The following is a 13,879-nucleotide window of genomic DNA, read 5'->3' as shown; positions in this document are numbered from 1 at the left end:
TACCCATCAATGCAACATTAAGAACGATAATAGATGATAGATAAATGGGTGACTCCAGTTTTTTTCTCTTTAGTTAGCATCAAATTAACCATCCTTTCGAAATGTTAATTTTACTATAAAGGGATTTCAGAAAAGGTTGCCCAATGACTATTTTTGAACCTGTAGATCAATGATACATTTTTCTTCGTATAGGTGGGGAATCGTTAGAAAGATATACTTAATGTTGTAAAACCGCATTTTCAGAACGGTACCCCAATTAGCGTAATTAGGAGAAGACCTGCAGCGATTCCGATAAAGACTGGATTAATCATAGCTGCAAGATTCAAGAGAATAACGCTTAATAAGGATGGTGTAATTGCCAATGGAAAATGCTTGTTCATATTTCACAATATTTTTGCAAAAACCAAATAATAGATGGTGAATAAAGACGTAAAGATCAGTCAATAATAGGGAACGAAAAATAGCTAAGAGAACTGATTTAAAGTTATGGTTAGGAAAGAATAGAATAGGCCTAAGTTAGGAAAGTTACTTAATAATTGTAACGGTATTACTATGTCTGAACTTAGTAGCGGCAAGGGTAAATAGAAATAGCATTAGTAGAACAACTCAAACTAAGAAATTAAGCTGACTTTGACAAATGCAGCTATTATCAATCATTAAGGCTTTGAAAAAAATGGACATAATAATTATGATGGTTTATAGAGCAAATAAAGTGAGGGGATTTTTTATTTATATTTGGAAGGAGAAAACCACGAAAAGTATACGGGTTTGATTTAGATCTGTTGTATTTATTGGAATAAGAAATCTCAAAGAAATTTGAAACATACTAAAAGGAGTTTTTCATGGAAGACTTAATGCAACCAATTCTTCGTACAGGTATTTCCTATATAGTCTTACTTGTTTTTACATACTTGTTTGGTAAACGCATGAATTCCCAACTAAATTATTATAGTTTTGCTTTATCCATAACAGTTGGCTCCTATATTGCAAATATGGGATTTGATACAAACCTTAAATTTTTTCCAACACTTGCTTCTTTTCTAACACTGATTTTTATCTTTTTTCTATCTTCTATTTTTTCTTTCAAACAAAGAGGTTTTCGAAAATACTTATCAGGACAGCCTATTATTATTATTGAAAAAGGGGAAATCAATGAGTTCAACATGAGAAAAGCTAAATATTCTATCGATGATTTAAAACAGCAAATCAGGGAACAAGGGGTATTTAAGATAGATCAAATTGAAACAGCAATACTTGAAGTTAGCGGTAAACTTTCGATTGAAAAAAAAGAAGAATACCAGCCATTATTGAAGAAAGATAAAGATCTATTATCTTCCGAAATTCCCATTGAACTCATATTTAATGGTGTAATTATTACAAAAAATTTAACCTCTGTCTACAACAAAGAATGGGTTATGAAACAATGCAAAGATCGCAAAATAACGGCTAAGGATGTTCGATATGGAGTCGTCGGCAGGAATGGAGTTTTTTATGTAATGAATTGATAGGAGATAATTATGCGGCATTCAGGATATTTTAACACCACAAGATTCATAAAATCCTATATGCTAATTTAACTTGAAAAATAAAAAAAGCTCTTTTAACAGGTGGGGCCTAGATATCCCTTCTTTATATTGAGGAGGGAATGGCTTTTTTAGTGTTCTAATAAAACTTCCTGGAGAAGTTTGGAATGATGCAGGATCCTTTGTTACAGGATGCGTAGCTATCGTGTCTTGGAATGATTCAACTAAAGAAAAAGAGGCAGTCTGGCATGTGGAATCTAGCATAAAATTCTAGAGCTGAGCTTACTTTTTTTATTTTCTGCGCAGCTAGTTTATAATTGTATAAACAATTATTTTTAAAAAAACTGGGGAGGAGATTTTGTGTTTCAGACTAAAATCCAACTAGCTAATCCTGACAAAATTGATTCCGTTTTAAAAGAAATTGTTCGAAACTCCTATGAAGAGGTGCGGGAAGAAAGACTTCTGCTATGTATGGAATGTGGAGATGTGGATCTTTATATCGCCGCTTCAAATCATGAAGAACTTCAAGATGCGATTAACGAAAATTTTGAAATTGATGAATGTGGTGAAATCATAAAGTTAGAAGAACACCAACAACTTATGGATGATCTATACGAGTATTTCTTAAAGCTGCATAGGGAAAGTAATTTGTTTGATTTTTTTCCTGCAGGTTATTATATTGTGGATGGGGAAAGTCGTGAATCGGAAACGGATATGTTGGGACCAAAAGGTCTATTTTCAGCGCCGTTTGAAGATGCTATAAAGGAATAAAAAAGACGGCGTATTGCTGTCTTTTTTATTGGTCTACTTGTTTTATTAACATTTGCTGTCTTCCGCTAAAACGTACGTACCACTGACCAGTGTTTTTGGGAAATAAATACTTTTTTTGATTATGGAGGAAAATAATGAGTGGGGAAATGGACCTGATTAGGTGAGATTTATGAAATATAGCAATAATATCATGAAACATAATGAGGATTTTAACAATTTTAAGTTTATATGGTAATTTTAAGAAATATTAGATATAATAAAAATGTAATGATAGAATATGATATTTAAATTACTAGTTTAATATAGCTTTAATAATCGTCTTATATATTTTCATCGTTTCAAGGGAAATAATAGAAGATGAAGGTTTAACTTATGATTTCAGATAGATATTAAAAAGAAGATGTTTTACCCAACAAATTGCAACTTTCTATATTTAGAATTCTGATTATTATTAATTTTCGGACTTTAATCACTTTTACATATCTTACAGGCTTAGGGAGGTTAATTATGATTGTTTTTGATCAAGTTAATAAGTATTATGGTGATTTTCATGTTTTGAAAAATATTAATCTTACAATTAACAAAGGGGAAGTAGTTGTTGTCATTGGTCCATCCGGCTCTGGAAAAAGTACACTGCTTCGTTGTATTAATCGCTTAGAAACGATATCAGAAGGTTCACTTTCGGTTAACGGTTTGAATGTAGCGGATAAGAAAACAGATATAAACAAGCTGCGCCGAAATATTGGTATGGTTTTTCAACATTTTCATCTCTATCCTCATAAAACCGTGCTTGAGAATATCATGCTTGCTCCTAAGAAGGTTTTAGGACAAACAGATGCTGAAGCGAAAAAAATCGCGCAAAAGTATTTGGAAAAGGTGGGAATTGCAGATAAAGCAAATTCTTTTCCTTCGCAGCTTTCAGGTGGACAGCAGCAGCGGGTAGCCATTGCCAGAGGCTTGGCTATGGGACCGGAAATCATGTTGTTTGATGAACCAACCTCAGCCTTGGATCCAGAAATGATTGGCGAGGTACTGGATGTAATGAAGGCACTTGCCCATGAAGGAATGACGATGGTCGTAGTAACGCACGAAATGGGATTTGCCCGTGAAGTCGCAGATCGAATCGTTTTCATGGACGAGGGCAAGGTTTTAGAAGAGGCAATACCGGCTGAGTTTTACGCAAATCCTCGTGAAGAGAGGGCTCGATTATTTCTTAGCCGTATATTAAATCATTAAATAAAAAACAGGGGTGAATAACATGTTGAAGAAAAAAAAGTGGTTGCAATTATCATTGCTATCAGTACTGGCTGTAATTTTATTAGCTGGCTGTGGCGGGGACAAAGTGGACAATAATGGTAAAGAAAGCGGAAGCAAAGACAAAGATAAAGACGTTCTAACACAGGTAAAGGATAATGATAAGATTGTTTTCGGCGTAAAAAATGATACACGGTTATTCGGCTTGAAAAACCCGAGTACAGGTGAGGTAGAAGGCTTTGATATTGATATTGCTAAAGCTCTTGCAGCTGAGATCCTTGGTGACGAAAAGAAAGTTGATTTCAAAGAAGTAACTTCGAAAACAAGAATGGCATTATTGAATAATGGAGATATCGATGCGATTGTAGCTACTATGACAATCACAGATGATCGTAAAAAAGAAGTTGATTTCACTGATGTATACTTTGATGCTGGACAATCTTTACTTGTTAAAAAGGGAAGCGATATTAAAGGTATTGATAGTTTAAAAGGTAAAAAGGTATTGGCTGTAAAAGGTTCGACTTCAGCTATAAATATCCGTGAAAAAGCTCCTGACGCACAAGTACTGGAATTTGAAAACTATTCTGAAGCATTTGCTGCACTTAAGTCTGGCCAAGGTGACGCCTTAACTACAGATGATTCCATCCTTTATGGAATGGCAGATGAAGATCCGAATTATGAGCTTGTTGGTGGTACATTTACAGACGAACCTTATGGAATTGCTGTTAAAAAAGGAAATGAAAACTTTGTGGCTGAATTGAATAAGGCACTTAAGTCTCTTAAAGATTCAGGCAAGTATGATGAAATCCATGATAAATGGATTAAACATTAATACATTTACCTTTTAAAAAGGTGAATAAGTTTAAATTGGATTTTTATAATAATTCTGAAGTTTAAACATTGTCATCTGTCAGGATGAGCAAATTACTCATCCTGATTAGTTAGGGGAGTGTATGCCGTGCTTGATTTCTCCATTTTAACAGAGAATCTAGATATGTATTTAGTAGGCTTCAAAAATACAATCATGTCGAGTTTGATAGCGTTGGTAGCGAGTTTGATTCTTGGTGTGCTTGTTGCTATTATGCGGATAGCCCCGCTAAAGCCACTAAACTGGCTTGGAACCGCCTATGTCGAGATTATTCGAAATATTCCGTTATTGATTATTACATTTTTCTTCTTTTTGGGTCTTAAATTAAGTGGAATATACGCAGGAACCTTAGCCTTAACTATTTACACGTCATCTTTTATAGCAGAAGCCATTCGTGCTGGTATACTTTCTGTACCAAAGGGCCAAATGGAAGCTGCGCGTTCATCAGGACTGACTTATGGGCAGGCAATGAGACTTGTCATTCTGCCACAAGCGGTAAAAATAGTTATTCCCCCGCTCGGAAACCAATTTATCAATCTTGTTAAAAATTCTTCCATTTTAGCCGTGGTTGCTGGGCTTGATCTTATGTACCATGGTGATTTGATTTCTTCAAGGACATTTATTGTATTCGATGTCTATATTTTCGTCGCAGCTTTTTACTTAATTCTTACCATTCCTTTAAGTCTTGGCGTTGGTTATTTAGAAAAACGTCTGGCTAAGAGTAATTGAGGGAGGTATAAGACATGGATTTTGCAGGTGCCTATACACCAGATAATATCAAATTTTTATTAGAAGGTTTTTGGGTAACAATACAGGTGGCCTTTGTATCTATTATTTTGAGCTTCATTATTGGTGGGCTTGTGGGAATAATCCGCTATGCAAAAGTGCCAGTGTTATCACAAATATTAGCAATGATTGTGGAAACAGTACGTAATTTACCACTGCTATTAATTATATTTTTTACGTATTTTGCTTTACCAGAGATACGAATAAAATTAGAAATCATTCCGGCTGCTATCGTTGCCTTGACAATTTTTGAGTCAGCCATGCTTTCTGAGGTAATTCGAAGTGGATTAAAATCCGTTGATAAAGGCCAAATGGAGGCTGCGCGTTCATCAGGTTTGAGCTATGTACAGGCATTGATACATATCATCCTCCCTCAGGCTTTGCGCCGCATGGTACCTCCTATTGTCAGTCAATTTATATCTTTATTAAAGGATACCTCTTTAGCGGTTGTTATATCATTACCGGAGCTAACTCATCATGGCCAAATTATTTATGGGCAAAGTCAAAAATTTTTAATACCAATTTTAATTCTCGTTGCTCTCATGTATTTCGTCGTTAATTATAGTTTGTCTATAGTAGCACAGAGACTTGAATTGAAACGAACTTAAAAAATCCGACTCATTATTTGAGTCGGTTTTTTTAACATTCATGTTTTATTTGGAGGATTCAATCCACTCAATTGGCATAGTATCAAAAAGTAGTTTGCAATGAATTACTCAATAAATGAATCTTTTACTGACATAAACCGTATATATAAGTAAAAAAGAAAGTAGGTGGAATAATTGTCTGAAATTAAACAAAGTAATAGTAAAGCAATTGTATCATTAATTATGGGGATTTTATCTCTTCTTATTCCATTCATCGGAATTATATTAGGTATTCTAGGTTTGATTTTTGCTTCAAAGAGTAAAAAAGAAATGGCCCAATCGGGGGAATCTGGAAAGGGTTTGGTGACTGCTGGTAAAATATGTAGTATTATCGGAATAATCCTAAATGTGATTACGATTCTTATTTTTCTTGTGTTATTTTTTTTCGCAGTAAATACGGACAGTATGGTTTATTAAATTTCAAATGTAAACTTGACAAAGAAAAATAAGTTGAAACTATTTTAGATGGAATTTTGTGCTATAATTAACATAAAAACCTAAATATTCATAGGAGGGATGATATTTTTGACCGTTCAGATCTATGAGTATCCAGCCGTTTTTTATTACGAAAAACACCCCTTAATATTAGACTCATTTTCCGTTCAAGTTTGTTTTCCAGATTTTAAGCGAAAAGGAATTATCTCAACCGTTAGCGGCAGAAATCGGGTCGAAGCTTTAGCTTGTGCTCAAGAACTGTTAGAATCCATGGTCGAACATTTTATTCACGACAAAAAAACAATCCCTGATGCCAGTGAAATGGAAAAAGTGAATTTAGATAGAGGTATTAATATATGCGAGGCTGCTCCATTTCGCATTGAAATAGAAAATATCATATATGAGAAATAAAAAAACCTTGCCTGGTAGAAGACAAGGTTTTTTGTTTGATAATAATAACATCTATGAGTCCTTTAGAAGTTGTAAAAACTGAAGTATCTAGCTGAAAAGAAAAATTGCCATTTGGGTTACCAGCTTATGTAATAGCCCAATTGAAATCGATAGATCTTGTAACTGCAGAATATAATTCTTTCTCCTAAAAAATAACCTTATATAAATTGGCGCATTGGTATGTTAAAACCGTTACAAAGATATTGGGTCTTGCATTCTCGAGCCTAAAAAGGCTTACTTGTTTGTCAATGTTATGATCTCGAAATCAGGAAAACAATGATAGCAAATGAAGAGATATAATTTGATAACTTTTTTCCTGAAGGCATGGAGAGCGCATCCGATTATTGAGTTATAGTATGGGAGCAAAGGGGAAAGAGACCTTCTTTGAAAAATATAATATTGAAAACAAAACCATCATTACCTATAGAGGAATGATGGTTTTGTTTTTTAAAATTAAATAAAATATGAAAAACAATTACTTAATGAAATAATCCTTATTTATTAAAATTAATATTTTTTTGGAAAGGATATTGCGTTCTCTATAACGAATATGTATAGTAAAGGTAATCTAGGTAAAAAGTATCAATAGTTAAAGATTTGGAGGTATATGAATGAAATATTATATAGCATCAGACGAAAAAAATTTGAAGCAAGTTAGATCGTTGATAAAAAAATTGAATGCCAAGGGATTTACATGTGTAAATGACTCGAATTTAATCGAGAACGACGATAAACAAGGAGTTATAGATAGTATAGGGGAGTACGAAAAAAAGGGGATTGAGGATGCAGATTTCATGCTAATTTTTCTTACTGCAGGTAAAGGAAATCTTTATGAGCTTGGATATGCTTTGTCCTTAAATAAGAAAATTGTTGTATATTCTCCAGAGAAAGACAATTACCATATTAATAAAAAATCGATTTTCCATAATCTACCCGGAGTAACTATTTGTAGTGGAACGTTATATAAGCTTGTTAAATTGATACATACGCTTTCTTCACAAGGAGTAGATGAAACAAGTTCACTGCACCTTAAATAAATCTCAAATGTAGAAATAGGTAAAGATACCCTCAAATAAAATATCTTTTGAACGTAATGTTTAATATATTAAAAATGAGGGTAAAAGTTACTTAAACTAAAAGGGAGGCAGACTGTTTTGGCTATTATAGATATCGACCAATTGTTGCTAGCTACAGAAGAGATTGCCGAAGAGTCAGTTCCATTCCATCTCTATACATTTGACATTGATCAATTATTAGATAAAACGGATAACTGGTAAAGTAAAGCATGCCTAGAGGATATGCTTCTTTTCTGTGGGAAAATTAACCTGATTACCATTATAAAAAGAAATATAAAGTAATCAGGCAGTGAAGTCCATATTAAGAAGTGGGAAAAAAATTAAAAATGGCGCCCTTTAACGAATCCTAAAATCACAAACATTGATATAGTACCGGCAACAAAAGTTACTTTAATTATATTTATGAGTAGTTCATCGTACATTTGTATTCCCTCCTTGTATGTAATGAAAGACAATGCGGTTATGATTAGCTGTTTATGTATAAATTATAACATAAATTTTACAAATGAAGGTGGGAAAAAGGCACCGAAATGTATGAGAATGTAATAATTGTTACATTTTAGACTAAAATCTAGCCGAAAAAAAGATATCATCAATAACAGATGATATCAATGATCGATTATTTAATTCCAAGGGCTTTCTTCGTTTTTGGTCCAACTATCCCATCAGGTGTTAGTTTGTTATTCTTCTGGAATTTCTTTGCAGCTATTTCTGTATTATTTCCAAATACCCCATCTATTCCCTTTGTACTATATCCAAGAGTTGTTAATCTTTTTTGAAGTTCACGTACTTGTGGTCCGTTGCTTCCTTTCTTTAATATTGAAATTGTATTCCCCACTGGGATACTCTCTGATCCGCTAACCTTATATCCATTTGTAGCCGCTATGGAAGCAAATGATTTACTGGAACTGGTAATTATGACGGTTGTGTTCATATTAACCTTACCATATAACCACTTTACATCTTCATTATACATACGAACACAGCCGGCACTTATATATTTTCCAATGGACTTTGAATCATTATTTCCATGTATTGCATACGTATTTCCTGGTGTATTTCGTGCATTAATCCCCAACCATCGATTGCCTAGAGGATTTTTAGGATCTCCTCCTCTAATTTTGCCTTTATAATAGGGGCGATTGACAATCTTTGTAACTACCTTAAACTTTCCTTCAGGAGTGTAGGAGGATTTTTTTCCAGTCGCTACGATAAATACCCTCACTAATTTATTATTTTCATAGTAAGCAAGCTGATTATTGGACTTATTGATGATAATCAGCTGTTTTGATGCTGCATCTGAAGAATTACTGTATCCACCAAAACAAAAAAAGAACATTAATACAAATACAATGAATTTTTTCATGTTTTCCCCGTCCCTTATTTAAGTACCTGCATATTCACGCATATACTATCCTATGCACGAAGTGAAGCTAAAGTGACATTTTTTAAAGGAAAGGTAAACTTAAAATAAGAAGGATTTACTTAAATCGGATTTTATCGTTGCAAAATTACTAAAAAGAAAGAAGGGCACTGTTTGTGGTCACATTACATACATTATTGAAGTGAAACCGGAGGTGGGAAAAGATTGTCACGCTTAAAAGTAGAGGACTACCTTGAACAAGGGATGTACGGTCCAAAAGAAATAAAGCCTGGTGAACGAATAGAATTCCTTGGCACATTACGAGAGCGCGTTATTGTCGTCCTAAAAAAACCTCAAGTATTTGAACTAAATGTATATCCAGAGATTGAGGAAATGATGAAGCAATTTCCTCTGTCAAATTTGTTTTTAAATGGTCAAATGGACTATCAATACCTAGGGAAATACATTAAATTAGCTAATCGACATAATATTCCTTACAAAATTGTCCTAAACAAAGACCATAACTCCGAATTAGGCCTAGTACTAGCAGAAAAAAATGCCATAAATAAAGAAGAGATTTATATTGAGAAGAAGCAGTTCAATCAAGTTAAAAAGAAAAACAGTGTCAAAGCATTTATCAAACAATTGGTTAGAAAATTTATAAAAAAACGCTGAAAAATTCAATCAGCGTTTTTTTAGTAAACTCCTATAGGGTTGTTGAAATTAATGAGTGATTAATGAAGTTATATTCAATTACCCTAATAAAATAAAAAGGGTGCCTATCTGCTTGAACTATACCCCGGATAACGGACACACATAAAAAAGTGTCCCTTATCCGGGTTTTTTTATGTTTCAATAGATGTAATGAGTATGGACGGAGGGTTTATATGAGTAAGAATATATATACTGAATTTCAGATTAAAGAACTTGAAAAGAATCCAAATATCATTAGTGCTTCCGAGCGATCTATTTCCTATAGTCCGGAGTTTAAGACAAAAGCTGTTAAGGAATATAAAAAGGGGAAAGCCCCCTCTCAAATTTTCATTGACCAGGGAATTAATCTCGAAATAATTGGAAAGAAACAACCCAAACGTTGTCTACAGCGCTGGCGTAGTACCTTTGAAAGGTTTGGTGAGGAAGGCTTCCTTACGGAACGCCGTGGAAAAGGAAGTACAGGACGCCCCACTTCCAAGCCACAGTCTGTAGAGGATCAACTTAGGAAGGCCGAGGCGAGAATCAAATTCCTTGAAGCAGAAAATGACTTCCTAAAAAAGCTGGAAGAGCTAGAAAGGCAGGCTCTGAAAAAGAAATGATTCTAACTGCTGCTGAGAAGTTCTATCTGATTGAAAGGACGATCAGAATACACCAATTAAAGAAGGCTGTTTCTTATCTATGCAAATTGGCTGGTGTAAGTCGAAGTGGCTACTATGATTGGTTAAAGGCAGCTCCTTACCGTGAGCTTCGTGAAGAAGAGGATGAATTGGACATAGAATTGATCAGAAATATTTTCATCAGTAAAAAGGAAAAAGTAGGCGCCCTCCAAATCAAAATGATTATGGAGAATGACTACTCGGCCGTAATGAATCATAAGAAAATCAGACGGTTGATGACAAAATATAATCTCCTAGCGAAAATCAGAAGGGCCAACCCGTATCGGAAGATGGCCAAGGCAACCAAGGAGCACCTTACTTGTCCAAACCTCCTTAATCGTGAATTCAATCAGGAGGTGCCAGGGAAGGTCCTGCTTACTGACATTACCTATCTTTATTATGGGAAAGGCCAAAAAGCGTATTTATCCTGCGTAAAAGATGCCGCCACAAAAGAAATCGTTACGTACCATTTATCTACTTCATTAGAAATGGATATCGTTTACGAGACTTTAAATAAGCTAAAGCAGGCTGTGTGTCACGAGTTCCATCCGAGTGCAATCCTTCATTCTGACCAGGGGTTCCATTACACCCATCCGCTATTTCAACGCAAAGTGAAGGAACTTGGGATAACCCAATCCATGTCCCGCAAGGGAAACTGTTGGGATAATGCGCCAATGGAAAGTTTCTTTGGCCACTTTAAGGATTTGGCAGAATATAAAACATCTACTAATTTAACGGATGTGAAGGAAGAAATTGATCGAGTTATTGAAGAATATAATGAACATCGTTATCAATGGGGGCTAAAGAAAATGGCCCCGGTACAATACCGGGACCACTTATTAGCCGCTTAGGCACTTTTTTATACTGTCCGTAAAATGGGGCACAGTTCAGCTTTATGTATAGGCCTCTTTTTGTTTTATCAGTTGGAAAAGTTGATCAGATAGCAGATCTGTTAATTATGTATTCATCTTCCTTAACCTATAAAACTTTCTGAAGTTTCCTATAATCGTTTTAACCACAGAATAAGCAGGGATGGCTATAAGAATTCCAATGAATCCGTATATTGAACCGGCAGCAAGTAGCAATAAGATAATGGTTAATGGGTGAATATTAAGTCGTTTCCCCATAATATTCGGAGTAACGAGGTGGCCTTCTGCTTGTTGAACGACAGTAAGGACAATGAGTACTTTTACTGCCAACCCTACATCTTGCTGTAAGGCTATGAAAAGGGCTGGAATAACGCTGATTATTGGACCTAGAAAGGGTACAACGGTAAAAATCATTGCGAAAAGGGCTAATACGAGTGCATAATCGAGTCCAATAATTAGGTACCCCACATACATAAAAGCCCCTATTACGATTGAAACGATGAATTGGCCGATGATATAAGTTGAAAGGGTTTTATCTACATCTTTTAAAATCGCGTTCCCTTCAGGTTCAACTTCAGTCGGTATATACTTTAATAAAAACGGTCTTAGCTTATCTCCATCCTTCAAGAAATAAAATAAGATAAATGGTGTAATAACCAGTACAGTTAGAACACTTGTAATCGCAGAGAATATGGTATTAATATTTTCTATAAGTTTTTCAGAATAATTTTTAAAATGGGATATGCCATTTGCTTTCAAGTCTTTTATATTAACCATACCAAAATCATTTTGTTCTATCATGACTTCAGATTCCTTAGAGAATTCCTTGACTTTGCTTGGAAGGTTAGCAGATAATTTTTGGAATTGATCCATGACTACAGGACTTCCAAAGTAACTGCCTGTCCCGATTATTCCAAATATAACCAAGAAGACAATAAAAATGCTGACTGTCCTTGGTATAAATTTAGTTAAAAAGTTAACGACAGGTCGTAATATATAGTATAAGAGTCCAGCCACAATGATTGGGAAAAACATTGCTGTAATGATTTTTTGAATCGGCAAAAGAATATAATCAATCTTGCCTAGCAAAAAAATAATTAAAATTATTAAGATAATTCCACATGCATACTTAAAAAATGGTTTGTTTATCCACAAGACAATCCCCCCTAAATCTCATCTGCTACTTAATTCCCTTGTTTGGCTTAGAGTTAAACAATAATACCAACAGTAATAAATGATTAGGAGGGAAATAGATGTAATTTGACATTCGATGGTTCAATTACAGACTGTTTTCAAGCGAGATGTTGATTCTACCTTTAATTAGAATTCAAATATTTCGTAATTCGGAACAAAGGGTGTATTCTAAAGCAATTTCTAATTTAGGGCAGATGCATTCACCTCATTTACTTCACAGAATCATTGAAGTTCTTTAATAAACCAATATATTTCAAGTAAAGGGAAGCTGAGACCTCATATTAAAATACCAAAATTCCTTGGTTAAAATGAAAAACAAACCTCCATTGGAAAATGAAGGCCTTGTATTAAAAAAATTATGATGATTTTTTTATATACTTTATTTCTTCTACAACTTTTTTATCCTGACGTGCATAAGCTCCATAATAAAGACCACTTACGAGAATGGCACCACCAACAGCATTTCCAAGGAAGACTGGGATAAAGTTCATAAAATACTCACCCCAAGTAACGGCACCAACGAAAATTCCTGCTGGAATGACAAACATATTGGCAACAATATGCTGGAATCCAAGTGTAATGAAAGCACAAATCGGCAAGAACAATCCAATGATTTTTCCTGTAGTATCTTCAGCGCTATATGTAATCCAAATAGCCAGGGCTACCAGCCAGTTACAGCCGACAGCTGAAATGAATGCTTCGATAAAATTGGCATCCACCTTTGATTGTGCTGCAGCTATCGTTTTATTCAAAAAGATGTCAGTTTCGGTCAAACCAAGTAGATGTCCGAAAAAGTAAGCAACAAAAATGGCACCTGCGAAGTTGGTTATAGCAATTAAGATCCAGTTTATTGATAATTGTTTAACAGATACTTTTTTAGCAAGTGCAGCCATCGATACAGCCATCATATTTCCAGTTAATAATTCTCCGCCAGCAATAACAGTAAGTATTAAACCTAACGGGAATACTAAACCACCTATTAAGTTATTCAGTGTACCCCACTCATGTGGTAAGCCTGCGGTGACCCTTATGTTAAATAAATAGCCCAAAGCGATAAAGGCCCCACCTAGGAAACCTAGTATTATTAGACTAGTTAGCGGCAATGTTGCTTTCTTAGTTCCTGCTTTGATTGCAATTTTCGCCATTTGTTGCGGGTTATAATAACTCATATTGCTCCCCCTAGCTGATGTTTCAAAAAAATTTGTTAGAATGTGTTTCTTATTTAGTAGTAAAAACCCTTGGAAATACTTACTAAACAAAGATTACCAACAGT

Annotated in this window: 15 protein-coding genes; 12 read left to right on the top strand and 3 right to left on the bottom strand. The window is 34.5% G+C overall.

Going from position 1 to position 13,879, the window contains the following annotated elements; translation table 11 throughout:
• Positions 1-842 precede the first annotated feature (842 nt).
• The 10 genes from NST21_RS16075 (at position 843) to NST21_RS16030 (ending at position 8,011) form a co-directional block, all read left to right on the top strand.
• Complete coding sequence (locus NST21_RS16075; RefSeq protein WP_340890174.1) at positions 843-1,505, top strand: DUF421 domain-containing protein; 663 nt, start codon at positions 843-845, stop codon at positions 1,503-1,505.
• A gap of 378 nt (positions 1,506-1,883) precedes the next feature.
• A complete protein-coding gene (locus NST21_RS16070) occupies positions 1,884-2,294 on the top strand; it encodes a hypothetical protein (protein WP_340890173.1) in 411 nt (136 codons plus the stop codon).
• 507 nt (positions 2,295-2,801) lie between these two features.
• Positions 2,802-3,530, top strand: coding sequence for an amino acid ABC transporter ATP-binding protein (locus NST21_RS16065; protein WP_053346386.1), 729 nt, complete (start codon positions 2,802-2,804; stop codon positions 3,528-3,530).
• Positions 3,531-3,552: 22 nt separating this feature from the next.
• Entirely contained in the window at positions 3,553-4,380 is an 828-nt protein-coding gene (locus NST21_RS16060) for a transporter substrate-binding domain-containing protein (RefSeq protein WP_340890169.1), read from the top strand.
• A 126-nt stretch (positions 4,381-4,506) separates the two neighbouring features.
• Positions 4,507-5,145: an amino acid ABC transporter permease gene (locus NST21_RS16055; protein ID WP_053346384.1), complete on the top strand. Its 639-nt coding sequence runs from the start codon at positions 4,507-4,509 to the stop codon at positions 5,143-5,145.
• A 14-nt stretch (positions 5,146-5,159) separates the two neighbouring features.
• A complete protein-coding gene (locus NST21_RS16050) occupies positions 5,160-5,810 on the top strand; it encodes an amino acid ABC transporter permease (protein ID WP_056520598.1) in 651 nt (216 codons plus the stop codon).
• Positions 5,811-5,984: 174 nt separating this feature from the next.
• Entirely contained in the window at positions 5,985-6,266 is a 282-nt protein-coding gene (locus NST21_RS16045; RefSeq protein ID WP_082527392.1) for a DUF4190 domain-containing protein, read from the top strand.
• Between the two features lie 108 nt (positions 6,267-6,374).
• On the top strand, positions 6,375-6,695 hold the full coding sequence (locus tag NST21_RS16040) for a type II toxin-antitoxin system HicB family antitoxin (protein ID WP_056520599.1): 321 nt from the start codon (positions 6,375-6,377) through the stop codon (positions 6,693-6,695).
• Positions 6,696-7,345: 650 nt separating this feature from the next.
• Positions 7,346-7,771 (top strand): nucleoside 2-deoxyribosyltransferase, encoded by a 426-nt coding sequence (locus tag NST21_RS16035; RefSeq protein ID WP_340451947.1) that lies wholly within the window; start codon positions 7,346-7,348, stop codon positions 7,769-7,771.
• Between the two features lie 117 nt (positions 7,772-7,888).
• Positions 7,889-8,011: a hypothetical protein gene (locus NST21_RS16030; protein WP_255264044.1), complete on the top strand. Its 123-nt coding sequence runs from the start codon at positions 7,889-7,891 to the stop codon at positions 8,009-8,011.
• Between the two features lie 418 nt (positions 8,012-8,429).
• Here NST21_RS16030 and NST21_RS16025 read toward each other — a convergent pair whose 3' ends face one another.
• Positions 8,430-9,176: a L,D-transpeptidase family protein gene (locus NST21_RS16025; protein WP_340890164.1), complete on the bottom strand. Its 747-nt coding sequence runs from the start codon at positions 9,174-9,176 to the stop codon at positions 8,430-8,432.
• A gap of 222 nt (positions 9,177-9,398) precedes the next feature.
• Between NST21_RS16025 and NST21_RS16020 the strand changes: the two genes are divergently transcribed.
• Positions 9,399-9,848 (top strand): YueI family protein, encoded by a 450-nt coding sequence (locus NST21_RS16020; protein WP_340890163.1) that lies wholly within the window; start codon positions 9,399-9,401, stop codon positions 9,846-9,848.
• Positions 9,849-10,060: 212 nt separating this feature from the next.
• Positions 10,061-11,394, top strand: a protein-coding gene (locus NST21_RS16015) for an IS3 family transposase (RefSeq protein ID WP_340888657.1) whose coding sequence is annotated in 2 segments (ribosomal slippage) — positions 10,061-10,433 and positions 10,433-11,394 — 1,335 coding nt in all. Because the reading frame shifts where the segments join, the coding sequence is not laid out codon by codon here.
• Between the two features lie 105 nt (positions 11,395-11,499).
• Here NST21_RS16015 and NST21_RS16010 read toward each other — a convergent pair.
• Together NST21_RS16010 and NST21_RS16005 are read right to left on the bottom strand one after the other, a co-directional pair.
• A complete protein-coding gene (locus tag NST21_RS16010; RefSeq protein WP_340890162.1) occupies positions 11,500-12,567 on the bottom strand; it encodes an AI-2E family transporter in 1,068 nt (355 codons plus the stop codon).
• A gap of 395 nt (positions 12,568-12,962) precedes the next feature.
• A complete protein-coding gene (locus tag NST21_RS16005; RefSeq protein WP_057218929.1) occupies positions 12,963-13,775 on the bottom strand; it encodes a formate/nitrite transporter family protein in 813 nt (270 codons plus the stop codon).
• Positions 13,776-13,879 lie beyond the last annotated feature (104 nt).

The sequence above is a fragment of the Peribacillus sp. FSL K6-1552 genome (assembly GCF_038005205.1).
GTDB classification, from domain to species: Bacteria; Bacillota; Bacilli; order Bacillales; family DSM-1321; genus Peribacillus; species Peribacillus butanolivorans.
This window is presented reverse-complemented; position numbering and strand designations above follow the sequence as displayed.